The following is a 25,902-nucleotide window of genomic DNA, read 5'->3' as shown; positions in this document are numbered from 1 at the left end:
GGGCGCGAAGCGGCCCCTGTTTCTAAAGTCAAAAGAGGGGCCGCTTCGCAGCCCATCGGGGATAAATCCCCTCACCACAAAACTGTGTAAATCCAGAAAAGAGTGAAGCCTGAACATACCGGAGCTACGCATTACACGCGGCATATATTTTTTAAGGTCTGAAGCAACAAACTTACTAATTTATCTATCCCGGGCCTTTGCACATGATCGCTTCAACAAGAAATGCGCCGTCCGTGTCGGCGCTTACCGAAGTACGTCCACGTACTCATCCTTGCCTTGGAGTTCGTCATGTCCACCTCTGCAACAACGTCCGCGCCGCTCATTGAAAAACACACGATAGGATACGTGCCCCCCGAAGATCGCCACGGAAAGGTCAGGGATCTGTTCACGCTGTGGTTCGGCGGCAACATCGCGCCGTTGCCCATCGTTACCGGCGCGCTGGGCGTGCAGTTGTTCCACTTGAATCTGGTCTGGGGCATCGTCGCGATTCTGGTCGGGCATCTGGTCGGCGGCGTGCTGATGGCGCTGCACTCGGCGCAAGGCCCGCAGATGGGCATTCCGCAGATGATCCAGAGCCGCGCGCAGTTCGGCTCGCTGGGCGCATTGCTGGTGGTGCTGATTGCCGGGGTCATGTACATCGGCTTTTTCGCATCCAACATTGTGCTGGCCGGCAAGTCGCTGCACGGCGTGGTCGACAGCGTGCCGGTGCCGGTCGGCATCGTCATCGGCGCGTTTGGTTCAGGGATTATCGGCATCATCGGCTACCGCTTCATCCACGTGCTCAACCGCATCGGCACCTGGGTGCTGGGGATCGGCATCGTCGTCGGTTTCGGCTACATCTTCACCCATATACAAACCGATGACTTCCTCACCCGCGGCAGCTTCAACCTCTCCGGCTGGCTCGCCACCGTGTCGCTCGCTGCACTGTGGCAGATCGCGTTTGCGCCTTACGTGTCCGACTATTCGCGTTATTTGCCGGCCGATGTAAAAGTCTCGTCGACGTTCTGGACGACGTATCTGGGTTCGGCACTGGGCTCGAGTCTGGCGTTCATCTTCGGTGCCGTCGCCGTGCTGGCGACACCCGTGGGCATGGACACCATGGATGCGGTCAAGCTCGCCACCGGCTCGATCGGGCCGCTGATGCTGGTGCTGTTCCTGCTCAGCGTGATCAGTCACAACGCCCTCAACCTGTACGGCGCGGTGCTGTCGCTGATCACCCTGGTGCAGACCTTCGCCTACCGCTGGATCCCCACCGCCAAAAGCCGTGCGGTGATCTCGGTGATCGTCCTGCTGGCCTGCTGCTTTGCCGCCGTCGGCGCCTCGAAGGACTTCATCGGTCACTTCGTCGACATGGTGCTGGTGCTGCTGGTGGTCCTGGTGCCGTGGACCGCGATCAACCTGATCGACTTCTACGCCATTCACAAAGGCAAGTACGACATCCAGTCGATCTTCCAGGTCGACGGCGGCATCTACGGACGCTACAACCCGCAAGCGCTGCTGGCCTACGCGATCGGCATCGCGGTGCAGATCCCGTTCATGAACACGCCGCTATACGTCGGCCCGGTCTCGGCGCACATCAACGGCGCGGACCTGTCGTGGCTGGTCGGGCTGCTGGTGACTTCGCCGCTGTACTTCTGGCTGGCGAGTCGTGACAGCGCCTATCGGCGGCGGACGATGGGTGGGAAGCTGATGGGCAGTCTCTGAGATTGATTCGATGTAAAAAGAAGGCCCGCCGCTGTGCGGGCCTTCTGCGTTTTGGTGTGGTATTTGTTGAGTTTCTACAGGTACCCACGAGAAAGGGAAAACTCATGCTGCGAATTCTGGGCAAGGCCTCATCGATCAACGTACGCAAAGTGCTGTGGACCTGCGCCGAACTGCAGATTCCGTTCACGCGTGAGGATTGGGGATCGGGCTTCAAGCCTACTGATACGCCGGAGTTTCTAGCGCTCAACCCTTGCGCGATGGTGCCGGTGATTCAGGATGGCGATTTCACCCTGTGGGAATCGAACACGATCATTCGTTATCTGGCAGGCGCCTATGGAGGCGCCGCCCTCTACCCCGCCGAGCCGCGAGCCCGTGCGCGGGTCGATCAGTGGATCGACTGGCAGGCGTCGGAGCTGAACCGGTCGTGGTCGTATGCGTTCATGTCGCTGGTGCGCCAGTCAGCGGATTATCAGGACAGCGCCGCTCTGGCCAAGGGCATCGAGCAGTGGTCGCAGACCATGGGCATCCTTGATCAGCAGTTGCAGAAAACCGGCGCCTACGTCAGTGGCGAGCAGTTTTCCCTCGCCGATATCCCCATCGGACTGTCGGTCAACCGCTGGTTCGAGACGCCGCTCGCACATCCGGACTATCCTGCCGTCAGGGCGTATTACCAGCGTCTGAGCCAACGCGAAGGCTTTCGCCTGTATGGCCGAAACGGTACGCCATAACGAAAAAACCTCTGGTTCTCGATCACGGAACCAGAGGTTTTTATTGGCCTGCAACGTAGATCAGGCCGGAACACCGAGAATGATGTGCGAAGCCTTGATCACCGCCGTGGCGCTCACACCTTTGGCCAGACCCAGCTCGGCAACGGCATCACGGGTAACGATCGAATAAACCTTCGAACCGCCCGCCAGCTCGATCACCACTTCAGCATTGACCGCGCCGTCAGTGACGCTCAGCACTTTGCCTTCCAGGCAGTTACGCGCCGACAGGCGGATGTCGCTGGATTCGGTCATCAGCATCACCCACGGCGCCTTGACCAGCGCAACAGCTTCCTTGCCAACGGCGATGCCGAGGTTCTTGATGCTTTCCATGGTCACGACGGCAACCAGTTGCTCGCCCCCGGCCAGGGTCAGCACCACTTCGGCGTTGACCGCGCCGGCTTGAACCTGGCTGACTTTGCCTTTGAATACGTTGCGTGCGCTGACTTTCATGACGGGCTTCCTTTTTTGACTTTAGAGTTAGGAAAAACGGCCTGCATCATCAGAGTTAGCGTTATGTAGAAACAACTACAGCGCTGCGCTCTGTTGTCACACTTGCACTGTGCAAACACCTGTCGAGCAACAATAGATCAGATCAACAGATCTTCATAAAACGCGCCAAAGGGTCGCTGCGGGTGGGCGATCTGGATTTCCAGAATCCACACCCCGGCATTTGGCGTCTGCTCGAAATCGCCGAGATTGCCGCCGCGATGGATCGCGTGAGGGAAATCGCTGACGCGGTGGCCCTTGATGTCGAGATTGAGTTTCCAGCCCATGGCTTCGGCCTGATCGCTGGCGTAACGGTACAACTCGACACCGCTCACGCCTTGGCGCCATAACGCCTCGACGCGCTTGAACAGCTCTTTGGACGCCGCTGCACAGGCGATCATTTCCGGATCGGATCCGGTGGTGAAGGTTTCGCCGGCATCGCCTTCGTGCCCCTGCCAGACCACGCCCATGTCGATGAAGAAAATATCGTTCTCACCGAGTACCGGATCGCCTTCGGAACGTTCCTTGAACGCCTTCAGCGTGTTGGCGCCAAAGCGGATCAGCAGCGGGTGCCAGATGCGGTCCATGCCCAGTTCGGCGAGGATCTGCTTGCCCTGTTCCTGGGCTTCGGATTCACGCATGCCGGGCTTGATCACCTTGGCGATGGCATCAACGGCGTTCCAGGTCAGGCCCTGCGCATGGCGCATCGTTTCCAGCACAAACCGCTCACCGACTGCTTCTTTACCGCTCAGGGCTGCACTCATGTCCTTGTCCTCATGGCTACGCTGTATAGTTTTTTATATTGCGAAACGCCGATCAAGATACAGCCATGACACAACGTGTCAATTACTCTTCTGCACGCACCACGCCGCGCTCTTCCAGCAAACGCACGAACATGCTCAAGCTGCGCGACACCGTGCCCCGGCGCCACACCAGCCAAGTGGTCAGATAGCGAAAATCCGCCGCCAGCGGCCAGATGCTGACCGTCGCGCTGCCGGGCATGCTCTGCAGCATTTTGCGCGGCATCAACGCCAGCCCGGCCCCGGCGCTGACGCAGGCGAGCATGCCGTGATAGGACTCCATCTCGAAGATCTTGCCCGGCACGGCGGCGTCGGTGCTGAACCATTTTTCGAAGTGATGACGGTAGGAACAATTGGAGCGGAACGCATAGATGTTCTCGCCGTTCACATCCGCCGCACGCTGCACCGGAGCGTGATTGAGTGGCGCGATGATGACCATCTCTTCCTCGAATGCCGGTACGCCTTCGAGCGTTGGGTGCAACACTGGGCCGTCGACAAACGCAGCGGCCAGACGCCCAGAAAGTACGCCGTCGATCATCGTCCCGGATGGCCCGGTCGACAGATCCAGATCGACTTTAGGGTGAAGCTGGTTGTACGCCGCCAGCAGCTCAGGAATGCGCACCGCTGCGGTACTTTCCAGCGAGCCTAGGGGAAACGCGCCCTGCGGTTCCTCACCGGCGACCGTGGCCCGCGCTTCCTGCACCAGATCAAGAATGCGCCGGGCGTACTCGAGAAAACTCCAGCCGGCGGGCGACAAACGCAGACGGCTTTTCTCGCGAATGAACAGGTCGACGCCCAAGTCCTGCTCCAGCTGTTTGATCCGCGTGGTCAGGTTCGATGGCACGCGATGAATCTGCGCCGCCGCAGCGCTGATGCTGCCGTGCTCGGCAACGGCCTTGAAGATTTCCAGCTGCACCAGATCCACAGTCATTCTCCAATCGTGAAAGAAACGATCTTTATTATTCAGTTTCCAGAAAACAAACACCACCCTACTCTAGGCCCATCCACTGAACTCGCAGGAGCCAGCCATGAGCCAGATTTCCAGCCAGACCCACGCCATCTCGATCAACCCTGCTACCGGCGAGCAGGTCGGTCACTACGCCTTTGAGTCCGCCGAAGCCCTCGACGCTGCGCTGACCCGCGCCGCATTCGGTTTCTCGAAATGGAAACGCAAGCCGCTGCAGGATCGCTCCCGCGCTCTGACCGCCCTCGCCGGCGCCCTGCGCGAAACCGCCGAAGCCATGGCGACCATGATCACCCTGGAAATGGGCAAGCCGATCGCCCAAGCCCGTGGCGAAATCGAGAAATGCGCCAAGCTCTGTGAGTGGTACGCCGAAAACGGTCCGGCGATGCTCGACGCCGAACCGACCCAGGTCGAAGGCGGCAAAGCGCGCATCGAGTACCGGCCGCTCGGGCCGATCCTCGCGGTGATGCCGTGGAACTTCCCGATCTGGCAAGTGCTGCGCGGTGCCGTTCCGGCGCTGATCGCAGGCAACACTTACGTGCTCAAGCACGCGCCGAACGTGATGGGCAGCGCCTACCTGCTGCGCGACGCGTTCAAGCGCGCCGGTTTCGCCGATGGCGTATTTGAAGTGATCAACGTCACCCCCGAAGGTGTTTCCAGCGCCATCGCCGACCCGCGTATCGCCGCCGTCACCCTGACTGGCAGCGTCCGCGCCGGCATGGCCATCGGTGCCCAGGCGGGTGCCGCGCTGAAGAAATGCGTGCTGGAACTGGGCGGTTCCGATCCGTTCATCGTGCTCAATGACGCTGATCTGGACGAAGCCGTGCAGGCCGCCGTGATTGGCCGCTACCAGAACTCCGGCCAGGTCTGCGCCGCCGCCAAGCGCCTGATCATCGAAGAAGGTGTGGTCGAGGAGTTCACCCGCAAATTCGTCGAGGCGACGCGCAAGCTGAAGGTCGGCGATCCGCTGTCCGCCGACACCTACATCGGGCCGATGGCGCGTTTCGATCTGCGTGATGAACTCGACCAGCAAGTGCGCGACACCCTCGAAGAAGGCGCGACCCTGCTGCTCGGCGGCGGCAAGGCCCAAGGCCCGGGCAACTACTACGAGCCAACAGTGCTGGCGGATGTCACCGACCGCATGACCTCGTTCAAACAGGAACTGTTCGGCCCGGTCGCCTCGATCATCACCGCCCGCGATTGCGCCCACGCCATCGCCCTGGCCAACGACAGCGACTTCGGCCTGACCGCGACGATCTACACCGCCAACGTGCAACTGGCCCAGCAACTGACCAGCGAACTGGAAACCGGTGGCGTGTTCATCAACGGCTACTCCGCCAGCGACCCGCGCGTGACCTTCGGCGGCGTGAAGAAAAGCGGTTTCGGCCGCGAACTGTCGCACTTCGGCGTGCGCGAGTTCTGCAACGCGCAGACGGTGTGGCTGGACCGTAAATAATCAGGACTCCAACACGCACTGGTGGGAGTGGGCTTGCTCACGAAGGGGCCGGCATGTTCAGCATTGATAGTGACTGACCTGACGCCTTCGCGAGCAAGCCCGCTCCCACACTCGAAAATTCCGCACACACCGCTATAGCAAGTCGGGCGCTGTTTTTTGCGGCTGCGCAACCGCCCGCCCCTTGCTCAACAGCCCAAGCACCACTGCCGCCGAAGCCAGCGTGATCACGGTCAGGATGTGCAGCAGGTACTGAAACGCCGTGGCATAACCCTGCATCAGACGCTCTTTGGCCAGCCCCGGAACCATGTTGAGCGCATGCACCATGTCGCCCGTGGTAACCCGGTGCGCGGTCTCGGCAATCAACGCCGTGTCGACGCTGTCAGCCACCGCGCTCGACAGATCGGTGTGCAGCAGCGAAGCCAGAATCGCCGCGACACTTGCCAGCGCAATGCCCTCACCCGCCACGCGCACGGTATTGAAGATCCCCGCCGCCATCCCCGCGCGCTCTTTCGGTACGACGCTGACCGACAGACCATCCATCAACCCCCACGGCAAACCGGTGCCAATCCCGATCAACAGCATCGCAATGACCAGAGCGAATTTCGGCTCGCCAACGTTGTACAGGCTCAGCCAGTGCAGACCCAGCGCGGCGATTAGAAAACCGATGCCCGAGAGAATCCCCGCCGAGACAAACCGGGCCATCGACGCCGCCAGCATCGGCACCACCAGCATGGGCGCCGACAACGCCAGCAACAGCAGGCCGGCGTCGATTTCGCTCAAGCCTTCCACGCCGATAAAGCGCAATGGCAACATCACCACCAGCACGATGTAGCAAAAACAAGTGCCGATTGGCAGCATCTGGACGCCGATGAAGCGCGAAAAACGGAACAGACTCAGATCGAGCATCGGATGTTTGACGCGCTTTTCGATGATCACGAACAACCCCAGCAACAATGTCGAAGCACTCAGCAGGCCGACCACCAGCGGGCTGCCCCAACCGCTTTCCGGGGCCTGAATCACGCCGAAGGTGAACAGCGCCAGCATCGCGCTGAAGGTGACAGTGCCCGGCCAATCCAGTCCCGTGGCATCCGGGTTGCGGCTTTCGCGCATGCGGGGCAGGCCGAAGACCATGGCGATCACGCCGATCAGCGCGGTGAACACGAAAATCACCCGCCAGTTGAACGCTTCGATCAACGCACCGGCCAGCAGCGGCCCGAAAGCCAGACCAATGCCGAATGTGGTGCCGAGTACGCTGTACGCGCGGGTCCGCGCATGGCCTTCGAATTCCTGCGCCAGCGACGCTGAGCCGCTGGCCAACGCTGCAGCACCCGCCACGCCCTGCACCGCACGCAGCCCATCCAGCCAGTACACCGACGGTGCCAGACTCTGCGCGATCGATGCTGCGGTGAACAGCAACATGCCGAAGCTGAACAGGCGTTTACGCCCATAGACATCGGCCAACGCGCCCGCCGCCATCAGCAAACTGCCGAATGACAACATGAACGCATTGGTGATCCATGCCAGGGCAACGGGGCTGCCGCCCAAATCACGGCCAATGGCGGGCGTCGCCACCGCGCCACCGGTAAAACTCAAAGGCAGTACCAGTGCCGACAGGCACACGGCCGCGAGGATCAGCAGCTTGTTACGCGCGCCTTGCTGTTGAGCGACAGTTGTCATGCATTCATCCTTTAAAGAAATTGCCAGGCAGCGACTTTAAGGCCGTGAGATTGATGCGATAATCCCGGCAATTTTTCATGCCTTTATGAAAGGTATTCACAGATGAAGTCACCCTCGGCGGCAGACCTATCAGTATTCCTCTGTACGGCGCAGCACTTGAATTTCAGCAAGGCTGCCGTCGAACTTGGCCTCACGCCCTCAGCCCTGAGCCATTCGGTAAAGGCTTTGGAGAATCGCCTCGGTGTTCGCCTGTTCAATCGCACCACCCGCAGCGTGGCGTTGACTGAGGCCGGTGAGCGCCTGTACGCGCGCCTGAAACCGGCGTTCCGCGACATTGACGATGCACTGGAAGACCTCAACCATTTTCGCGACAAACCCACCGGCAACCTGCGTATCACCTGCGGACGCCAAGCGTGCGAACTGGTATTGCTGCCGATTGCCAGCGAGTTCTTGCAGACGTACCCGGATATTCGCATGGAGGTAGTCGAGAGCGAAGCATTGCTGGATATCGTCGCTGGCGGATTTGATGCGGGCGTGCGCTTTGGCGATCGACTGGAGGCCGACATGGTCTCGCTGCCGATTGGCCCGGCGATGCGTTCGGTGGTGGTCGCTTCGCCGGCATTCCTCGAACGCCATCCTGCGCCGCAAAAACCCGAAGATCTGCACCACTTGCCGTGCCTGCGCCACCGCTACCCCAGTGGCACGCTGTATCGCTGGGAATTCGAACGCGATGGCATCGCCCAGGAAATCGAGGTCAACGGCCCGTTGACCCTGGGCGACGTCAGCTTGATGGTCGGCCCTGCACTGCAAGGCCTGGGATTGGCGTATGTGTTCGATGACATGGTCAGCGAACACCTGGCATCGGGGCGTCTGTTTCAGGTGTTGGCCGACTGGTGCCCTTACTATCCGGGCCTGCATCTGTATTACCCGAGCCGGCGCCACGTACCGGCGCCGCTCAAGGCTTTTATCGACTTCGCGCGCGAGCGCAGCGGCCACTAAGGCTTACAGATACTTCAGCCAGGCAATATCGCGGCGCCGCGATTTCAGCGCGGAAAACCAGCGCACCGCCGGGTACAGCCCAACCGCCAACAGCACCGATACCAGCCAGATTGCCGGTACCGAGTCGAATCCGAAATGGCTGCCCTGATTCAGTCCGAACAGCGCCAGCGCCATCAGGTACAGCACCTTCAGCACGTACAGGTGCAGCAGATAGAAAAACATCGGTGCGGAACCGAAGACCGTCAGCCAGCGAATCCAGCGACGCGTTTGCAGCCGTTCGAACACCAGCAACAACAGCAATCCGACGCTCACCGTCAGGGTGATGAACAGCAATGATGGCGGATACTTGGTGATGTTGAAAAACGCCATCAGCGTTTGCACGGTCGTGTCTTCAACCGCCCAAGGCTTTTCGCCGTATCCGTTGAGCAGCCGCAGCCCGACGAAACCCAGCAGTCCGGCAATACCAGCCAGCAACAGACACTGCTGACGAACTCCGGCGTCGGCCGCACGGGCAAACCACGGGCCCAGCGCATAACCCAGACCGATCACGCCGATCCACGGCAACAACGGATACGAGGTGCGCAAACGCAGGCTGTCGCCGGCTTCGATCCAGCCGCGGTCATGCAGAATCGCCCATGGCACATGCAGTGCCGACTCCGGCGCGAAATGCAGCCCATCGAGCAGGTTATGCCCGGCAATGATCGCCAGACTCAGCGTCAGCAGCAGCCAGCGCGGCAGCCAGACCAGCAGCGACAACGCAATCATGCTCAAACCAATCGCCCAGATCACCTGCAGATAGATCACGCTCGGCGGCAACTGAAACGTCCAGGCGAAGTTCACCAAGCTGAATTCCAGCGCCACCAGAAACAGCCCACGCTTGAACAGAAAGGCACTGACATCGGCCTTGCCCGCGTACTTCTCGCCAAACAGCCACGCGGACAGTCCAGTCAGCAACACGAACGCCGGTGCACACAGATGCGCCAAGGTGCGACTGAAAAACAACGCCGGCTCGGTGCTGGCGATGTCCATCGGGTCGGTCACCTGGCGGTGCAACAGAAACGTTTCACGCACGTGATCCAGCAGCATGAACAGGATGACCAGACCGCGTAACGCATCAATGGACAGCAAGCGGCCGGTCGGCAGCGGGTTGGAACGGGCACACGCAATCGTCATGGAGATTTCGCCAACGAGTAAATGAATCAGGGGATCGCAACCGCACGCCCCGCCAAAAATTCGCGTTACTCTATAACATTAAAAGTCGATTCCCAACCCAAACGACATTTGCCCAATCACGCCGGGCTTCTATAGTGATCAGGCGCCCCCTGCCCTTTGCGCCTGCTGTCGAGCGTTGCCCATGACCTCAACCGAACACCTGATCATCTGCGAGCATTGCGATTGCGTGTACGAAAAAGTCGCGCTCGGCAAACACCAGAAAACCCTCTGCGTACGTTGCGGCGGCGTGCTGCAGCGCTATAACGGCTTGACCGTCGAGCAGCGCCTGGCCTTGAGTTTCACCGCGGCGATGCTGTGGCTGTTCGCCAATTTCTATCCGGTGATGAGCATCAGCATGAAGGGCCTGAAGAACAGCGCGACGCTGTGGGATTCGGTGCTGGCGCTGAGTCAGGGGCCAATCACGTTCATGGCGATGGTCGCGGCGATCTCGATCATCATCGCCCCGGCGTTTCAACTGGTGCTGTTGATCTGGGTGCTGAGTTTCGCCCTGTCGTCGCGCCGCGCGCCGGGGTTCAAGCTGTGCATGCGCTGGCTGGAAACGCTGCGTCCGTGGAGCATGCTCGAAGTGTGTCTGCTGGGGGCGATGGTCGCGGTGTTCAAACTGGCCGGGCTGCTCGATGTGCTGCCGGGTATCGGCCTGTTTGCCCTGGCCGTGTTGAGCCTGATGATGATCCGCATTGCCGGCCGCGATATTCGTGACCTGTGGGACATTCTATGAAACGACCCGCGACCGCCAGCGAACTGAATCTGTGCCTGTGCCACAGCTGCGGGCTGGCCTGCGATATGACCGATGAGCCGCACCAGTGCCCGCGTTGCGACGCGCCGTTGCATCGGCGCAAGACCAATTCTCTGGCGCGTACCTGGGCCTTCCTGTTTGCCGCGCTGGCGTTTTATGTGCCGGCCAATCTGCTGCCGGTGATGAACACCATGATGCTCGGCAACGGCGCCGACAGCACGATCATGAGCGGCGTGCTGGAGTTCTGGGAGGGCGGCGCGTGGGACATCGCGTTGATCATTTTCATCGCCAGCATCGCGGTGCCGGGCATCAAGTTCGTGGCCCTGTCGCTGCTGCTGATCACCGTGCAGCGCGACAGCGGCTGGGCGCGCCGTGAGCGCTCGAAGCTGTACCGTTTCGTCGAGCTGATCGGCTACTGGTCGATGCTCGACGTGCTGGTGGTCGCGCTGGTCGCGGCGCTGGTGAAGTTCCAGGCGCTGGGCGATATCGAACCACGCCCGGGCATCCTGTTTTTCGGCATGGTGGTAGTGTTCACCATGCTCTCGGCGATGAGTTTCGACCCACGGCTGATCTGGGACAACGCCCCGGACGACGAACCGCTCAGCGACGTACCACCTCAAGCAGCACCTGCAACGGATGGCGCAGCGCCCGATCCGACTGGCGCTTGACCTGACTGCGGCACGAATAACCGGTGGCCAGTGCTTCGCCCTGCTCCGCCGGTGCCTCGACCTGCCGCGCCCACGATTGCTCGTAGATCACCGCCGAGGTTTCACGGTTGCGTGCTTCATGGCCGTAGGTGCCGGACATGCCGCAGCAACCGGTGGCCTGCGTCGCCAGTTTCAAGCCGACCCGTTCGAACACTTGCTCCCACTGACGGGTGGCGGCCGGCGCGTTGGTTTTCTCGGTGCAATGCGCCAGGAGTCGGAATGCACTTGCCGATTTGTTATTCGCCTGCTCCGGCACCACCTTGAGCAGCCATTCCTGTACCAGCGCGACTTCCGGGCATTGGTTCATGCCGGGCACTTTCAAGTATTCCTGGCGATAGACCAGGGTCATCGCCGGATCCAGCCCCAGCAACGGTACGCCAACATCCGCCAGCTCTCGCAGTTGCCGCGCATTGCGCAGTGCCGCGCGGTTGAACGCCGACAGAAAGCCCTGCACATGCAGCGGCTTGCCGTTGGCGCTGAACGGCGCCAGATAAACCTGATAGCCCAGCCGCGAAATCAGCTCCACCAGATCCGCCAGCAGCGGCGCTTCGAAGTAACGGGTGAAGGCATCCTGCACCAGTACCACGCTGCGCTCGCGCTGGGCCTGGGTCAGCGTCGACAGCGTGGAAACCGTCGCCGGCTGCACCTTCCAGCGGCGCATCGCCGCGTGGAAATCAAAGCGGCTGAGCAACGGCACATCGACCATTCCACCGAGACGCTCCAACTGTTGGCGCACGAATGAAGCGCCCATCAAACCGTTGTACAGCGCCGGAATCCGCGCCATGTACGGAATGCTGTACTCCAGCGAAGCAATCAGATAATCCCGCGCCGGGCGCAGATAACGGCTGTGATACAGCTCAAGGAAACGCGATCGGAACTCCGGCACGTTGACCTTGACCGGGCATTGCCCCGCGCAGGATTTACACGCCAGGCATCCGGCCATGGCGTCATACACCTCATGGGAAAAGTCTGCGGCCTGCCCACGGCTGTTGCGCCAGCGCGTCCACAGGTTGCGGAAAAACGCCGGGCGGCGGATCGCATCCGACAGCACATCCACCCCTGCCTCGCCCTGCAAACGCAGCCATTCACGGATCAGTGAGGCGCGGCCCTTGGGCGATTGCGCACGCTCGCGGGTGGCTTTCCACGACGGGCACATGGCGTCGTCGGGATCAAAGTTGTAGCAGGCGCCGTTGCCGTTGCAATGCATGGCGGCGCCGTAACTCTGCCAGACCTTTTCGTCGATCTGCCGATCGAGTTCGCCGCGCAGGGTCACTTCGTCGATCTTCAGCAATGCCGCAGCGGTGTTGGCCGGGGTGGCGATCTTGCCCGGGTTGAACTGGTTGAACGGGTCGAACGCGGCTTTCAGTGCCTGCAACGCCGGGTACAGCTCGCCGAAAAAGGCCGGCGCGTATTCCGAGCGCAGACCTTTGCCATGTTCGCCCCACAACAGGCCGCCGTAGCGTTGGGTCAGCGCGGCGACACCGTCGGACACCGGACGCACCAGCGCCGCTTGCTGCGGATCCTTCATGTCGAGAATCGGCCGCACGTGCAGCACGCCAGCATCGACATGGCCGAACATGCCGTACTGCAAACCGTGGCTGTCGAGCAGTTCGCGCAACTCGGCGATGTACTCGGCCAAGTGCTGCGGCGGCACCGCGGTGTCTTCGACAAACGGCTGCGGCCGCGCTTCGCCGGCAACGTTGCCGAGCAGGCCGACGGCGCGCTTGCGCATGCCATAGACCTTGTTCACCGCCGCCTGACCCACCGCCAAGGTATGGCCGAGACGTTCGACGGTGGTGTCGCTGCTCAAGTGTTCGAGGAAAGCTTCGACCCGGCGTTGCAGATCTTCAGCATCGTCACCGCAAAATTCCACCAGATTGATCCCCAGTGTCGGCCGCTCGGCACTTTCCGGGAAGTATTCGGCGACGCCGTGCCAGACGATGTCCTGCATCGCCAGCAGCAACACCTTGGAATCCACGGTTTCAATCGACAGCGGCTTGAGCGCCATCAGCGCCCGGGCATCGCGCAACGCATCCATGAACCCGGCGTAGCGGATATTCACCAGCATCGTGTGCTTGGGGATCGGCAGCACGTTGAGCTTTGCCTCGACCACAAAGCCGAGTGAGCCCTCGGCGCCGCACAGCACGCTGTTGAGGTTGAAACGCTTGTCGGCCTCGCGCAGGTGCGCCAGGTCGTAGCCGGTCAGGCAGCGGTTGAGATCGGGGAAGCGCTGCTGGATCAGCTCGCCCTGCTCGTCGATGATCTGCCGCGCACAGCGATAAACTTCACCCACTCGATCTTCACGGGCGCACAGCGCTGTCAGGTCGTCTTCCGCCAGCGCGGCGCCGTGCAGGCGTTCACCGCCGCGCAGAACCATGTCGAGTTCCAGCACATGGTCGCGGGTCTTGCCGTAGGTGCAACTGCCCTGGCCGCTGGCGTCGGTGTTGATCATGCCGCCAACGGTGGCGCGGTTGGAGGTCGACAGCTCCGGGGCGAAAAACAGCCCGGCTGATTTCAGCGCGGCGTTGAGCTGATCCTTGACCACCCCGGCCTGCACCCGCACCCAGCGCTGCTCGACGTTGATTTCCAGAATGCGGTTCATGTGCCGCGACAGGTCGACGACGATGCCGTCGGTCAGCGACTGGCCGTTGGTGCCGGTACCACCGCCACGCGGGGTAATCACCACTTGCTGATACGCCGGCTCGGCGATCAGCCGTGCCACCCGCGCCACATCCTCCGCATCCATTGGAAACACCGCCGCTTGCGGCAGACGCTGGTAGATCGAGTTGTCGGTGGCGAGCACTACGCGGCTGGCGTAGTCGGCACTGATCTCGCCACGAAAACCACTGGCTTTCAGGGCGTTGAGGAACAGTTGGTAATCAGTGGTCAATGCAGCGGCGGGTGACAGCTGGGCAATCATCGGTGAGGAAATCTCGGTCAAAATCGGGCCGTGTGGCGGTGAACAGTTGTGCGCAATGAATGATTGCGTCACGCTCCCGCCATCTCATGGTGCTTATGTTCATTGCTTGGCGCCGTCGGGACAAACGTAAAATCGACCCGCAATCCATGACTAAAACGAATGAATCCGCGAACCCTCACCCCTTCCATGTCGTTATTGCTGGCCTTCGAGGCCGCCGCACGCCATGAAAGCTACACCCGCGCCGCCCACGAACTGTCGCTGACGCAAAGCGCAGTCAGCCGTCAGGTGCAGATTCTGGAAAAGATGCTCGGCATGCGCCTGTTCAGCCGCGAAGGTCGGCAAGTGGTGCTGACCGATGTCGGGCGCATGTATCAGCGTGAACTGGCCGAAGCCCTCGGGCAGATCCGCAGCGCGACCCTGCAGGCCATGGCGTTCGGTTCAGGCATCCACAGTTTGCGTCTGGCGACGCTGCCGACCTTCGGCTCGAAATGGCTGCTGCCGCGACTCAAGGACTTCTACACCGCGCACCCCGGCATGACCGTGCACTTGCATTCACGGATCGAAGCGATTGACTTCGACACCAGCGAGATCGATGCGGCGATCTGTGTCGGTGCGGGAGACTGGCCGGGCTTGAGTGCCCTGCCCCTGCACACTGAAGAACTGGTGGTGATTGCCAGTGCGCAGTTGTCATTGGCCGAACGTGATGAAGCGGAACAACACATCGCCGGGCAGTTACTGCTCAATGTCAGCAGCAACGCCCAGGCCTGGGCGGAATGGTTCACGCATCATGGTTTGCCACACCGCAGCATGCGCATAGGCCCGAGCTTTGAAATGACTTCGCACCTGATCCAAGCGGTGCGGGCGAATATTGGCGTCGGGCTGGTGCCGCGGATTCTGGTGGAGGATGAATTGCTTAACGGCGAGCTGCTGCAACTGGGGGAGCCGATCACCAGCCGGCGCAGCTATTACCTGGTGTATCCGCCGCGTAATGAGGCGTTACCGTCACTGAAAGCGTTCAGGGATTGGTTGGTGGATACGCTCTGACCGGAGATCCCACCAATGCACAACATAACGAAACGCCGCTCGATGAGCGGCGTTCGGTCAATCCCGGTACTGGCGCTTTAGCGGTGGCGGCGCACTCGGCCCTTTGACGAGGGGTTTGGCCAGCAGCTTGCCGTCCGGGCCATAAAAGAGGCGCCTGACGCTTGGCGGCATGGGAGTAGGCTCTTTTGCGCTCATGATGAAACCTCTTCGACAGAACTGAATTCGACCCACTGGACTTTCGAGGAATCTATCACCAATATTTCGGCGCCAAAAGGCAACGCCACGCCATCCTCCCCCAGCCAGCCTGGATTCAGCATGATGAACTGCCCCTCCAGGGGGCCGGAAGGCCACTCGACGGGCCAGCCAAACAATCGCCTTTCATCCGTCAAATGCAGCGTAACCAGCCGATTGTGGCGAGCAAAGGTGCTGTACCACTCGCTGGGGTAAGAGTTTTTATTCGTTACATTTTTTCTTCGTAACCATTTGTGCAATTTGTCATTCGAAGCCAGAGCACACGACAACAAGCCAAGCCCCATTGCAACCATAAACGCCCAAATAGCCTGGGCTTTGCCATCCCATTTCCCTACAGAAAAGCCCTTCGAGCCTATCCATAAGCCAATAGCCCCGATCCCCAACACCACCCCATGAATCACAAACGTAAAAATCAACGCCTGCACAATCTGCCCAAAGGTGTCAGGCCGCTTGAACGAAGTGAGCGTGTAAAAAATCCAGGTAGAAACAAATCCGGGAATCAGATACTGCAACAACGGAATAACTTCCTTGACCAGATCATCCATGATCCGTGGCTCCTTGAAAGACTTGCCGGCCCGATAAGTGACCGGCAATCAAAGCCTAGCGCACGCTGAAAAAATGCCGCCGCGCAACTGTCACAGCGCATTACGCCAGCCGCTAAAACCTACGCATCCTGCAAAATCAGATCAGCGCCCTTCTCCGCCACCATCAGCACCGCGGCATGCGTATTGCCCGAGGTCACGTTCGGGAAGATCGACGCATCGACAATTCGCAACCCGGCAAGGCCATGCACCTTCAGACGCTTGTCGACCACCGAAGTCTGCTCATCCGCCCCCATCGCGCAGGAACCACAGAGGTGATAGATGGAGCCACAGTTGTCGCGGAAGTACTGCAACATCTGCTCGTCGGTTTCCACTGCCGGTCCCGGCAGGACCTCATCAACGGTGATGCTCTTGAGCGCCGGAGCGTTCATGATCTTGCGCATCAGGCGACTGCCCTGGATCACCTCGTCAATGTCCTTTTGCGTGCTCAGATAGTTCGGATCGATCAGCGCCGCATCACGCGGATTCTTCGACGCAATTTCGACGTGGCCGCGACTGGTCGGCCGGCACGGGTTGAAGCACAGCAGGAAGCCCGAATACGGCTCCGGCTTGAGGCTGGCCTTGTTGTTTTTCGGAATCTGGTACGACAGCGGGTTGAAGTACAGCTGCAAATTGGGATGCGCCTGCTGCGCGTTGCCACGGAAGAAACCGCCCGCCTGATTGACGCTCATGGCCAGCGCGCCCTTGCGGGTCAGCAGGTATTTGATGCCGAGTTTGAGCTGGCCGAACAGCGAGCTCAGTTCATCGTTCAGCGTCGGGATATTGGCTTTGTAGTAGTAGCTCACGCACAGGTGATCTTGCAGGTTCTGCCCCACTGCCGGCAGGTGCCTGACCAGCGGGATCTGGTGCTTTTCCAGCAACGCGCGATCAGCCACGCCGGACAATTGCAGGATTTTCGGCGTGTCGACTGCGCCGGCACACAGAATCACTTCCTTGCGCGCGGTGAACGTCCGCACCACACCATGCTGGGTGATCGAGATGCCTGTGGCGCGCTGCTGCGTCTCGTCAAACAGTACGCGATCGACCAAGGCGTAATGCTCGACGGTCAGGTTCGGCCGGCTCAGTGCCGGATGCAAATGCGCGAAGCTGCTGGAGCAACGCTGACCGTTTTTGGTGTTGACGTCGTACAGGCCCGCGCCTTCGAATTTTGCCCCGTTGAAATCGTCGCTGCGCGGGTAGCCCAACTCTGAACAGCCTTCGAGGAACACATCGCAAATCGGGTGAGTCTGGCCCTTCATTGGAGTGATGCTGATCGGGCCGCTGCCGCCGTGGTATTCGCTGTCACCCAGCGGATGGTTTTCCAGTTTGCGGAAGTACGGCAGCACGTCCTTGAAGCCCCAGCCGTCGTTACCGTTGGCCGCCCAGTCATCGAAGTCGTGGGCCTGGCCGCGCACGTAAATCATCGCGTTGATCGAACCCGAACCACCCTGCACTTTGCCGCGCGGGGCGTAGATTTCGCGATTGCCCAACTGCTTCTGCGGCTGGCTGTAGTACATCCAATTGAAGGTCGGGTTGTAATACATTTTGGCGAAGCCGACCGGGATCCTGAACCACAGCGAGCTGTCCTTGCCACCCGCTTCCAGCAGCAGCACCGTGTATTGCCCGGAGGCCGAAAGCCGATTGGCCAGCACGCAACCTGCTGCGCCGGCGCCAGCGATGATGTAGTCGTATGTCATGCACGGTTACCGCGTAAGTCGTTGTACAAAAAATCGGATGAGCAACGCATGTCCCCTGTGGGAGCGGGCTTGCTCGCGAAGGCGCTCGGTCAACTGACATTTGTGAACCTGACACACCGCTTTCGCGAGCAAGCCCGCTCCCACAATGGGCCTCTGTCAGCCCTTGGCCGGCGAGGTGTCTTTGACGTCAACCGGAGTCGGTGCCATTTGCAGGTGCAGGCGCTCGCCGGTGTACGGCGAATGCTTGCGCACCACGTCCATGTTCAGCTCCACGCCCAGCCCCGGCTCGGTGGACGGGATGATGTAGCCGTCCTCCCACTGCAACGGCTTCTTCAGGATCTCGGCGTGGAAGCCGCCCCAGGTCTCGATGCTTTCCTGAATCAGGAAGTTCGGTGTGCAGGTCGCCAGCTGGAAACTCGCCGCAGCGCCGATCGGGCCGTTGTAAAGATGCGGAGCAATTTGCGCGTAGTAGGCTTCGGCCATGCTGGCGATCTTCTTCGCCTCGAGCAGGCCGCCGCAGCGGGCGACGTTCATCTGCAGAATCGACGCGCCGCCGGCCTGCAGCAGCTTGAAGAATTCGTACTTGGTGGTCAGGCGTTCGCCAGTGGCAATCGGAATGCTGGTCTTGGCCGCGACTTGCGCCATGGCCTCTTCCTGCCCCGGCGGCACCGGCTCTTCGAACCACAGCGGGTCGTACTTTTCCAGGCGCTTGGCCAGACGGATTGCCGACGACGGCACCATCTGCCCGTGAGTTCCGAACAGCAGGTCGCACTGGTTGCCCACCGCTTCGCGGATCTTGCGACAGAAGGTTTCGCAGCGTTCCAGCACCTGCAGCGAGATCTGGTGCCCGGAGTACGCGGTATATGGGCCGGCCGGGTCGAACTTCAGCGCAGTGAAGCCTTTGTTCATGTTCTCGACGGCGCATTCAGCCGCCAAATCCGGATCGTCGTAGTCGTATTCGCCACGGCTGTTGACCGGGTACAGGTAGGTGTAGGAACGCAGACGTTCGTTGACCTTGCCGCCGAGCAACTCGTAGACCGGTTTGTTCGCCGCTTTGCCGATGATGTCCCAGCAGGCCATTTCCAGACCGCTGACCACGCCCATCATGGTCAGGTCGGGACGCTGGGTGAAGCCGCTGGAATAGGCCTGACGGAAGAAGCGTTCGATGTGGTGCGGGTCATGATTGAGCAGGTAGCGCTCGAACACGTCTTCGATGATCGGCAGCATGGCTTTGGGACCGAACGTCGCCGCGTAGATCTCGCCCACGCCTTCGATGCCGCAATCGGTCTTGAGCTTGACGAACAGCCAGTACATGCCGCCGATGTGCGGTGGCGGAACGGCGACGATATGGGTTTCAAGGGCGATGATTTTCATGTCAGGCACCTGCTTTATCTGAAGTTTTGCGATTGATTCGGGCACGCAGGGTCACGGCAGCCAGGGTACCGATCAGACCAACGGAGGCGATGTAACCGAAGTACAGCTTGTAGCCGAGGGCGCCGGGGAAGTGCTCGGTGAGGTAGCCATTGATCAACGGGATGAAGGCATCCGGCATGTAGCCGACCACCGAGACGATGCCGATGGCCAGGCCGGTGATGCGCAGCGGAATGTTGCAACTGTCGAGAATCGCCCAGTACAAACCGCGAATCGCGTAAGTCATCAGGCCAATGAAAATCACCGTGGCGATCAGCAACCCCATGCTGTTGAGCGCCGGGAATACGATCAGCCCGACAATCGCCAGACTCGCCAGCAACAGCGCGACGATCAGCACCGAGATGTTCGAGAACTTGTCCCCCAGCCAGCCGCCGCCGATGCCGCCGATGGGGCGCATCCACAGCTTGATGGTGGTGATGGTGCCGGCCATGACCGCGGTCAGGCCGCTGCCTTGCAGGTAGTCCGAGAAACTGTAGGTCGCCCAGAAGATGTGATAGCCGCAGAACACGATGGCGGTGACCAGCCACAGCTCGGGAATCTTCACCAGCGTCGCCAGATCGGTGAGCAGGTTGAACTTGCCCTTCTCCACCGGCGGCGTGTCCGCCATCGACTTCGGATCCTTGATCAACACCAGCACACAGCCGATGGCAATACAGGTGAAGGCATAGAGATAGACCACATGCCTGAAGCCTTCGGCTGTGGACTCACCACGGCTTTCGGTGGCGAAGGCAAACAGCGCCAGGGCAACCGTTGCCAGCAACGCCTCGACCAGACCGCGACCACCGTCGAGGATGCCGAAAAAACGCCCTTGCTCGGTAGGGTGAGCAATCATCTTCACCCGCTTGAGCACCGAGGCCCAGAAGGTCAAACCGGTGGTCAGGCCCCAGCAACCGAAGATGATCATCAGCCCGGTCATCGATGGTGCCGTCGAGTACCACAGGCCTAAAGCGCCGGTCGCCACCAGCGAGAAGAAAATCAGAAAGCGTGGCGCAATGCGATCCGCCAACCAGCCGCTGGGCAAGTAGCTGAGGAGGAAAATCGTGCCGAGCATCGAGTACAGATAGCCCAGTTCACTGTGGTTGATCTGGAACACTTCGAGCATCGTGGTCTGGTAGACCTGACGCAGGTACAGAATCGGGTAGATCGCACCGGCGGCCAGCACCAGCAACATCAATTGGAAATAGCGACTTCCCTTGTCGCTCCGGCTTTTCACAGCCGAGTTGGAACCCTGAACAGCGGCAGCAGAGGATGCATGCTTGGACATTGAAGTGACCTCGGGCAACCCGTGCTCCGGGCGCCCCTGATAATTGTTTTTATAGGTGCAGCATGAGGCGTGTTGCGGTGTTTCAGTACTTCATGACCACGAGTCGGGTCTGGGTGAATTCGAGCATCCCGTGCTTGCCGTCATCACCGCCCAGGCCCGAGCGTTTCCAACCGGCGTGGTAGCCCTGATACGGGTCGGCCGGGGTGCGATTGACGTACAGCTCGCCGGCCTCGATGGCGTTGGCGACTTTCTGCGCGGTGCGGTAGTTCTCGGTGTAGAGCACCGACGACAGGCCGAACTGGTGGTCGTTGGCCATGGCCAATGCTTCGTCGATGTCGCGGTACTTGAGCACCGGCAGCACCGGGCCGAAGATTTCTTCCTGAACGATTTCCATGTCCTGGCGGCAGTGGCTGAGCAGGGTCGGCGGATAGAAATACCCCGGGCCTTGCGGCAACACACCACCGCTTTCGAGCACCGCGCCGTCGGCCATGGCACGCTCGACCATGGCGTGAATGTTCCGCTGCGAACTGGCGTTGACCAGTGGTCCCATCAGGCTCGCATCGGTGGCGCGGTCACCGAATTTCACCTCGGCGATTTTGGCCTTGAGCAGCGCGAGGAATCGGTCGTGGACACTTTCCTGCACGTAGACTCTTTCCACCGCCGTGCACAACTGCCCGCAGTGGGTGGTCTTGGAGGCGATGATCGCGCTGGCGGCGGCTTCGAGGTCGGCATCGGCTTCGATGATGGCCGGCGTCTTGCCACCCAGTTCCAGCGAAGGCTTGGCGATGTTGGCCTTGCAGTAATCGAGCACGATGCGCCCGGCATTGACGCTGCCGGTCAAGGTAATCAGGCCAACAGCCTTATGCGTGCACACCGTGGCAGCGGTGGCGTGATCCATGGTCAGAATATTGATCACCCCGGCCGGCATGCCCGACTGCTGCACCGCTTTGGCGATTTCGAATGCCGAGGTCGGGGTGTTGTTGCTCGGGCGCACCACCACGGTGTTGCCGGCAATCAGCGCCGGGGCAATTTTGCGCAGCAAGGTGTAGACCGGGTAGTTGAACGGAATCAGGCACGCGACGACGCCGATCGGCTCGCGGTGCAGAAACAGGTTTTCGTCGGGGCTGTCGCTGGGGATGATCTCGCCTTCGATGCGCCGCGCCCACTCGGCGTGGTAACGGGTGATCTGCGCGGCATAGCGTGCTTCGTTGCTGGCGTCGCTGAGACTCTTGCCGGACTCGGCGGCGAGCGCGGCGCCGATGGACTCGGCACGCTCCTCAAGCGCGGTGGCGAATGCGCGCAAGTGTTCGGCGCGCTCGATGCTGGTCAGTTTGCCCCAGACTTTTTGTGCGGCCGCCGCGGCATCGACGGCTGCGGTGGCTTCTTCGGCGGTGGCAGCCGAGACATGGCCGAGCAGCGCTTGAGTGGCGGGGTTGTACACCGCGATCATTGCCGCGCTGGCCGGCTCGATGAAGTGGCCGTTTACAAAGTTTCGCTCGATTCGCATGTGCATCGCCCATCGTTTGTTTTTATCAATGCCACCAGTCTTGTCATCGGTGGCGGGTTGAACAAACGATTTAAAGGGCGGGGAAACATTCGAAAAATGCAGGTTACCTTCGCATAAGCACACATCCCCTGCAGGCGTGAGCCTGCTCGCGACGGCGGTCTGACTGTGACGTACAGGTGACTGACACACCGCTTTCGCGAGCAAGCCCGCTCCCACAGGGGATTTGCGGGGTGTCAGGTGGCTGCGGTCGAAGGCTCCAGTTGGCGCTGCGCCAGCCAGATTTCCTCCTGCAGCCATTGCGCAAACACCTGCAACTGCGGCATCTCGGTCTGCTCCGGGCGGGTCACCAGCCAGTACGACTGATGCCCCTCCACATGCACATTCAGCACTTGCGTCAATTGTCCGCTGGCCAGTTCCGCCGCAACCATGTGCCAGTCGGCAATGGTGATCCCCAGACCATCGGTCGCTGCCTGAATCGCCAGGTCCAGCAAATCGAATTCGTAACCGCCCTGGGTATCGACGCCACTGATGTGCGCCGCGTCCAGCCAGTGCTTCCAGGTCAGGTAACGCTGATCTTCCTTGGCCAGCACATGCAGCAGGGTCAGGCGATTGAGGTCGATGCCCTGTTCGCTTCCCTCCCGTGCATACAGCGATGGCGCGCACACCGCGATATGCCGCTCCTGGATCAACAGCGAACTGTCGAGACCGTCCCACTCGCCGTCGCCAAAGCGGATCGCGCAATCGAGGGTACTGGTTTCCGCCAGGCTGTCCTGCAAGCGCGTGGTGATGCTCAGTTCCAGCTCCGGGTGCTGCTCGCGCAAACGCCCGAGGCGTGGCATCAGCCAGCGACTGGTGAAGGTCGGCGGTGCGTTGATGTGCAGACGGTTGGAGTGGGTTTTCTGCTGGATGCTGCGCACCGTCAGCTCGATCTTGTCGAACGACTGATGCAGTGCCCGCAGCAGGATCTTGCCGGCGGCGGTCAGCTCCAGATGGTGATGACGGCGCTCCAGCAGACTTTCGCCGAGCTGCTCTTCCAGTTGCCGCACCTGACGGCTGACCGCACTCTGGGTGACATTGAGCAGCTCGGCGGCGCGGGTGAAGCTGCCGGTGCTGCCGGCCACTTCGAACGCCTTGAGCGCGTTCAAGCCGGGCATTTTGCGTTTCATATCAAGGCACTCGAAAACCACTGACAAGTTGCAGAGCATCCCATGAGCGTACCGGACTGTCCTACAGGATTTTTTGAGTAACATGCATTCGATGCAGGTTTGCGCATCGTTTTTATCGTTTGTCCCACGCCCGGCGGATGGCAAGACTGCGCGGCATCTCTAATAAAAACAATCGAGAGCCGCTCCATGCCCTTCTCTGCTTCCTTGCGTTTGCGCACCACCTCAATCGTCCTGTTCTGCAGCGTTGCCGCTCCGGCGATGGCCGTGCAAGTTACCGACAACCTCGACCTGGGTGGCGCCATTCGTGCGCGCTGGGACCTGGACCCGGATCGCGACATTCAGAAGTTCGGTCTCGATACGGTTTTTCTCAGCGCCAAGTACAACTCCGATTCCTGGATCGGCGAGGCGCAATACCGCTTCTATGGTCGCTCCTACCCCTACCAGTACACGAAAAATTACGGCGACATTCAGTTCGCCAAATTCGCCTGGGTCGGCTACAGGTTCAACCCGGACCAGCAGGTGCAAGTCGGCCTGAACACCGTGCCGTTCGGCTTGCAGCCGTACTTCGGCAGCACCTTCTACGAGACCCTGGGCAACGTCATCGGCCTCGAAGACGTGCAACAGGTCGGCGCCAAATACGTTCAGCAAAGCGGCGACTGGAATATCCAGGCCGGTTACTACCTGCGCCCGGCGTGGCAAGGCAAAGGCACCAGCAAGGGCGTGACCTACTCCAGCGTCGTGTCCGAAGCCGACAGCTACGTGGCTGACGGCAGCGCCAACCAGGAACGCAACACCGTGGTGCTGCGCGTGGCGAAAGCCCTGGATCTGGGCCCATGGAAATCCGAAGTGGGGATCTCCGGGCTGACCTCGACCCTGGAAAACAAGGACACCGATAACGACGGTCGGCGCAACGCCGTGGCCGTGCACTACCTGGGCAAGAACGGCCCGTGGGGCGTGCAGTTGCAGGCGGCACGTCAGCAAATGTCGCCGCGCAATGCCGGCACCGATGAGCTGGTGACCCTCGGCGGTTACGACGGCACTTACAACGTCGCCAGTCGCGGCAATCTGTACGTGGCGGATCTGAGTTACGACGTGGCCGGCAAATACCTGTTCGATCAGATCAGCGGCGTCAAGCTTTACGCCAACTACAGCGCCTTCGACAAATCCGCCAGCGGCTTCAAGACCTCGCAACGAATGATCCTCGGCAGCTCGTTTTCAGTGAGCAAATTGTGGGTGGCGACCGAGTGGCTGTTTGGCAAGAACGATCCGTACATCGGTGGTAGCAGCTACACCCAGAGCCTGGGCGCGGGCGGGCTGGATCAGTGGGAAAATCAGGTGTATGTGAACGTCGGTTATTACTTCTGATCCGGATTTTACTGCGCCTGAAAGTCAGCCTTCGCGAGCAAGCCCGCTCCCACAATGGATTTATGTCAGGCACAAAACCTGTGGGAGCGGGCTTGCTCGCGAAGGCGTCCTGCCAAACAACACTTGCATCCGTTCCTCACCAATAGTCAGATAACCCCTACCAACAAAACCTACAAAAATAAAACCGAGCCACACGCTCGACCTGGGGTCCTACCTCCATGCGTCAACTGCCCTCGCTCAACACCCTGCGCGTGTTCGAAGAAGTCGCGCGGCATCGCAGTTTCAGTCAGGCCGCACTCGGCCTGAACGTCACCCAGGGCGCAGTCAGTCGCCAGATCAAACAACTCGAAGACTACCTCGGTGTCGCGCTGTTCGTGCGCACGCCGCAAGGCCTGTCGCTGACCGAGGCCGGCAGCAATCTAAAGCCGCATCTGGCCGAAGCCTTCGACCACATGGAACGCGCCCTGCAAGCCATTCGCGTGCCCAACCTGCGTCAGCGCCTGCGTGTTCTGGCGCCACCGACCTGGGCGACGCGCTGGCTGTCGCCGCACCTGCGTGCCTTCTGCCAGCGCTACCCGGACATCAGCCTCAGCGTGACCAATCAGGCCAGCCACGACAGCCTCGCCGAGATCGATTGCCACATCCGTTTCGGCCTCGCGGCGTCCCCCCAGTGCGCCAGCCAGTTACTGGTGATGGAACGGCACATCGCCGTCGCCAGCCCGGAGTTGTTCAACGGCGCTCAGCCGCCGGATCTGCGGCAATTTCCGCTGCTGCACATCCTGCACGACGGCAAGCGTTTGCAGGTCTGGGAGAACTGGCTGGCGGCCATGGGCCGCGATGATGTCGATGCCGGACAAGGCCTGGAATTCAGCACCCTGGATCAGGTGATCCACACCGCACTGGCCGGCGGTGGCCTGGCAGTGATCGACCGGCAGATGATCGAAAAGGAACTGGCCAACGGCAGCCTGCTGCCGATCACCCCGATTGAAGTGATCGGCCCTTATGGTTATTGGCTGGATGTGGCGAATGACAAGCAGGGTTTGTCGAAGGTGAAGCTGTTTACCGAGTGGCTGAGTCTGGTGAGCAATCCCTGACACAACAGTTACCCTGTAGGAGTGAGCCTGCTCGCGATAGCGGTGTGTCGGT

The 25,902-nt window shown here is 60.7% G+C and carries 21 protein-coding genes; 9 read left to right on the top strand and 12 right to left on the bottom strand.

Annotation, left to right across the window (positions count from 1 at the left end; genetic code table 11):
* Positions 1-288 precede the first annotated feature (288 nt).
* Positions 289-1,704 (top strand): purine-cytosine permease family protein, encoded by a 1,416-nt coding sequence (locus JFU48_RS19250; protein WP_201137330.1) that lies wholly within the window; start codon positions 289-291, stop codon positions 1,702-1,704.
* A gap of 104 nt (positions 1,705-1,808) precedes the next feature.
* Positions 1,809-2,432, top strand: a complete 624-nt coding sequence (locus JFU48_RS19245) for a glutathione S-transferase family protein (RefSeq protein ID WP_201137329.1) — start codon at positions 1,809-1,811, stop codon at positions 2,430-2,432.
* A 60-nt stretch (positions 2,433-2,492) separates the two neighbouring features.
* On the opposite strand, the gene JFU48_RS19240 is transcribed toward JFU48_RS19245, so the two are convergent.
* From JFU48_RS19240 to ptrR, 3 genes are all read right to left on the bottom strand, one after another.
* The gene (locus JFU48_RS19240; protein ID WP_103484165.1) at positions 2,493-2,921 is read right to left on the bottom strand and encodes a TOBE domain-containing protein; all 429 of its coding nucleotides are present in this window, start codon (positions 2,919-2,921) and stop codon (positions 2,493-2,495) included.
* Positions 2,922-3,058: 137 nt separating this feature from the next.
* Positions 3,059-3,721 (bottom strand): M24 family metallopeptidase, encoded by a 663-nt coding sequence (locus JFU48_RS19235; RefSeq protein ID WP_201137328.1) that lies wholly within the window; start codon positions 3,719-3,721, stop codon positions 3,059-3,061.
* Positions 3,722-3,803: 82 nt separating this feature from the next.
* Positions 3,804-4,682, bottom strand: coding sequence for a putrescine utilization regulator PtrR (gene ptrR / locus JFU48_RS19230; protein ID WP_201138499.1), 879 nt, complete (start codon positions 4,680-4,682; stop codon positions 3,804-3,806).
* Between the two features lie 103 nt (positions 4,683-4,785).
* On the opposite strand from ptrR, the gene JFU48_RS19225 reads away from it, so the two are divergent.
* Positions 4,786-6,177: an aldehyde dehydrogenase family protein gene (locus JFU48_RS19225; RefSeq protein ID WP_201137327.1), complete on the top strand. Its 1,392-nt coding sequence runs from the start codon at positions 4,786-4,788 to the stop codon at positions 6,175-6,177.
* Between the two features lie 132 nt (positions 6,178-6,309).
* On the opposite strand, the gene JFU48_RS19220 is transcribed toward JFU48_RS19225, so the two are convergent.
* The gene (locus tag JFU48_RS19220) at positions 6,310-7,854 is read right to left on the bottom strand and encodes an MFS transporter (RefSeq protein ID WP_201137326.1); all 1,545 of its coding nucleotides are present in this window, start codon (positions 7,852-7,854) and stop codon (positions 6,310-6,312) included.
* A 102-nt stretch (positions 7,855-7,956) separates the two neighbouring features.
* Between JFU48_RS19220 and JFU48_RS19215 the strand changes: the two genes are divergently transcribed.
* Complete coding sequence (locus tag JFU48_RS19215; protein WP_201137325.1) at positions 7,957-8,853, top strand: LysR family transcriptional regulator; 897 nt, start codon at positions 7,957-7,959, stop codon at positions 8,851-8,853.
* 3 nt (positions 8,854-8,856) lie between these two features.
* Here JFU48_RS19215 and JFU48_RS19210 read toward each other — a convergent pair whose 3' ends face one another.
* Positions 8,857-10,026: a DUF1624 domain-containing protein gene (locus JFU48_RS19210; protein WP_201137324.1), complete on the bottom strand. Its 1,170-nt coding sequence runs from the start codon at positions 10,024-10,026 to the stop codon at positions 8,857-8,859.
* A 181-nt stretch (positions 10,027-10,207) separates the two neighbouring features.
* Between JFU48_RS19210 and JFU48_RS19205 the strand changes: the two genes are divergently transcribed.
* Together JFU48_RS19205 and JFU48_RS19200 are read left to right on the top strand one after the other, a co-directional pair.
* Entirely contained in the window at positions 10,208-10,804 is a 597-nt protein-coding gene (locus tag JFU48_RS19205; protein ID WP_201137323.1) for a paraquat-inducible protein A, read from the top strand.
* Positions 10,801-11,490 carry a paraquat-inducible protein A gene (locus JFU48_RS19200; RefSeq protein WP_003225888.1) on the top strand — a complete coding sequence of 230 codons (690 nt, stop codon included), beginning with the start codon at positions 10,801-10,803 and terminating at the stop codon, positions 11,488-11,490. The genes JFU48_RS19205 and JFU48_RS19200 overlap by 4 nt, the downstream gene beginning before the upstream one ends.
* Here JFU48_RS19200 and ydiJ read toward each other — a convergent pair.
* Complete coding sequence (gene ydiJ / locus JFU48_RS19195; protein ID WP_201138498.1) at positions 11,423-14,449, bottom strand: D-2-hydroxyglutarate dehydrogenase YdiJ; 3,027 nt, start codon at positions 14,447-14,449, stop codon at positions 11,423-11,425. The two genes, JFU48_RS19200 and ydiJ, sit on opposite strands and share 68 nt — an antisense overlap.
* 159 nt (positions 14,450-14,608) lie before the next feature.
* Here ydiJ and JFU48_RS19190 point away from each other — a divergent pair, with 159 nt between their 5' ends.
* On the top strand, positions 14,609-15,493 hold the full coding sequence (locus JFU48_RS19190) for a LysR substrate-binding domain-containing protein (protein WP_045122511.1): 885 nt from the start codon (positions 14,609-14,611) through the stop codon (positions 15,491-15,493).
* Positions 15,494-15,684: 191 nt separating this feature from the next.
* On the opposite strand, the gene JFU48_RS19185 is transcribed toward JFU48_RS19190, so the two are convergent.
* The 6 genes from JFU48_RS19185 to JFU48_RS19160 form a co-directional block, all read right to left on the bottom strand.
* A complete protein-coding gene (locus JFU48_RS19185) occupies positions 15,685-16,290 on the bottom strand; it encodes a DUF6338 family protein (protein ID WP_201137322.1) in 606 nt (201 codons plus the stop codon).
* Positions 16,291-16,409: 119 nt separating this feature from the next.
* The gene (locus JFU48_RS19180; protein ID WP_201137321.1) at positions 16,410-18,023 is read right to left on the bottom strand and encodes a GMC family oxidoreductase; all 1,614 of its coding nucleotides are present in this window, start codon (positions 18,021-18,023) and stop codon (positions 16,410-16,412) included.
* 156 nt (positions 18,024-18,179) lie between these two features.
* On the bottom strand, positions 18,180-19,397 hold the full coding sequence (locus JFU48_RS19175) for a mandelate racemase/muconate lactonizing enzyme family protein (RefSeq protein WP_103484175.1): 1,218 nt from the start codon (positions 19,395-19,397) through the stop codon (positions 18,180-18,182).
* A gap of 1 nt (position 19,398) precedes the next feature.
* Positions 19,399-20,718, bottom strand: a complete 1,320-nt coding sequence (locus tag JFU48_RS19170; RefSeq protein WP_201137320.1) for an MFS transporter — start codon at positions 20,716-20,718, stop codon at positions 19,399-19,401.
* A gap of 82 nt (positions 20,719-20,800) precedes the next feature.
* On the bottom strand, positions 20,801-22,225 hold the full coding sequence (gene aldA / locus JFU48_RS19165) for an aldehyde dehydrogenase (protein ID WP_201137319.1): 1,425 nt from the start codon (positions 22,223-22,225) through the stop codon (positions 20,801-20,803).
* 233 nt (positions 22,226-22,458) lie between these two features.
* The gene (locus tag JFU48_RS19160) at positions 22,459-23,391 is read right to left on the bottom strand and encodes a LysR substrate-binding domain-containing protein (protein WP_045122512.1); all 933 of its coding nucleotides are present in this window, start codon (positions 23,389-23,391) and stop codon (positions 22,459-22,461) included.
* Between the two features lie 186 nt (positions 23,392-23,577).
* On the opposite strand from JFU48_RS19160, the gene JFU48_RS19155 reads away from it, so the two are divergent.
* Complete coding sequence (locus JFU48_RS19155) at positions 23,578-24,756, top strand: hypothetical protein (RefSeq protein ID WP_201137318.1); 1,179 nt, start codon at positions 23,578-23,580, stop codon at positions 24,754-24,756.
* 218 nt (positions 24,757-24,974) lie between these two features.
* The gene (locus JFU48_RS19150) at positions 24,975-25,850 is read left to right on the top strand and encodes a LysR substrate-binding domain-containing protein (protein WP_045122513.1); all 876 of its coding nucleotides are present in this window, start codon (positions 24,975-24,977) and stop codon (positions 25,848-25,850) included.
* Positions 25,851-25,902 lie beyond the last annotated feature (52 nt).

This window comes from Pseudomonas sp. TH49, assembly GCF_016650625.1.
Taxonomy (GTDB): Bacteria; Pseudomonadota; Gammaproteobacteria; order Pseudomonadales; family Pseudomonadaceae; genus Aquipseudomonas; species Aquipseudomonas fluorescens_H.
Note: the sequence above shows the minus strand (reverse complement) of the source record. Positions and strands in the feature narration are given on the sequence as shown.

Bases quoted from the DNA above. Each gene is read 5' to 3' on its own strand.
- JFU48_RS19185 (WP_201137322.1), bottom strand. From the start codon at position 16,290: ATGGATGATCTGGTCAAGGAAGTTATTCCGTTGTTGCAGTATCTGATT.
- JFU48_RS19205 (WP_201137323.1), top strand. From the start codon at position 10,208: ATGACCTCAACCGAACACCTGATCATCTGCGAGCATTGCGATTGCGTG.
- ydiJ (WP_201138498.1), bottom strand. From the start codon at position 14,449: ATGATTGCCCAGCTGTCACCCGCCGCTGCATTGACCACTGATTACCAA.
- JFU48_RS19200 (WP_003225888.1), top strand. From the start codon at position 10,801: ATGAAACGACCCGCGACCGCCAGCGAACTGAATCTGTGCCTGTGCCAC.
- JFU48_RS19245 (WP_201137329.1), top strand. From the start codon at position 1,809: ATGCTGCGAATTCTGGGCAAGGCCTCATCGATCAACGTACGCAAAGTG.
- JFU48_RS19225 (WP_201137327.1), top strand. From the start codon at position 4,786: ATGAGCCAGATTTCCAGCCAGACCCACGCCATCTCGATCAACCCTGCT.
- JFU48_RS19170 (WP_201137320.1), bottom strand. From the start codon at position 20,718: ATGTCCAAGCATGCATCCTCTGCTGCCGCTGTTCAGGGTTCCAACTCG.
- JFU48_RS19155 (WP_201137318.1), top strand. From the start codon at position 23,578: ATGCCCTTCTCTGCTTCCTTGCGTTTGCGCACCACCTCAATCGTCCTG.
- JFU48_RS19235 (WP_201137328.1), bottom strand. From the start codon at position 3,721: ATGAGTGCAGCCCTGAGCGGTAAAGAAGCAGTCGGTGAGCGGTTTGTG.
- JFU48_RS19180 (WP_201137321.1), bottom strand. From the start codon at position 18,023: ATGACATACGACTACATCATCGCTGGCGCCGGCGCAGCAGGTTGCGTG.
- JFU48_RS19240 (WP_103484165.1), bottom strand. From the start codon at position 2,921: ATGAAAGTCAGCGCACGCAACGTATTCAAAGGCAAAGTCAGCCAGGTT.
- JFU48_RS19215 (WP_201137325.1), top strand. From the start codon at position 7,957: ATGAAGTCACCCTCGGCGGCAGACCTATCAGTATTCCTCTGTACGGCG.
- JFU48_RS19210 (WP_201137324.1), bottom strand. From the start codon at position 10,026: ATGACGATTGCGTGTGCCCGTTCCAACCCGCTGCCGACCGGCCGCTTG.
- JFU48_RS19250 (WP_201137330.1), top strand. From the start codon at position 289: ATGTCCACCTCTGCAACAACGTCCGCGCCGCTCATTGAAAAACACACG.
- JFU48_RS19175 (WP_103484175.1), bottom strand. From the start codon at position 19,397: ATGAAAATCATCGCCCTTGAAACCCATATCGTCGCCGTTCCGCCACCG.
- aldA (WP_201137319.1), bottom strand. From the start codon at position 22,225: ATGCGAATCGAGCGAAACTTTGTAAACGGCCACTTCATCGAGCCGGCC.
- JFU48_RS19220 (WP_201137326.1), bottom strand. From the start codon at position 7,854: ATGACAACTGTCGCTCAACAGCAAGGCGCGCGTAACAAGCTGCTGATC.
- JFU48_RS19150 (WP_045122513.1), top strand. From the start codon at position 24,975: ATGCGTCAACTGCCCTCGCTCAACACCCTGCGCGTGTTCGAAGAAGTC.
- JFU48_RS19190 (WP_045122511.1), top strand. From the start codon at position 14,609: ATGAATCCGCGAACCCTCACCCCTTCCATGTCGTTATTGCTGGCCTTC.
- JFU48_RS19160 (WP_045122512.1), bottom strand. From the start codon at position 23,391: ATGAAACGCAAAATGCCCGGCTTGAACGCGCTCAAGGCGTTCGAAGTG.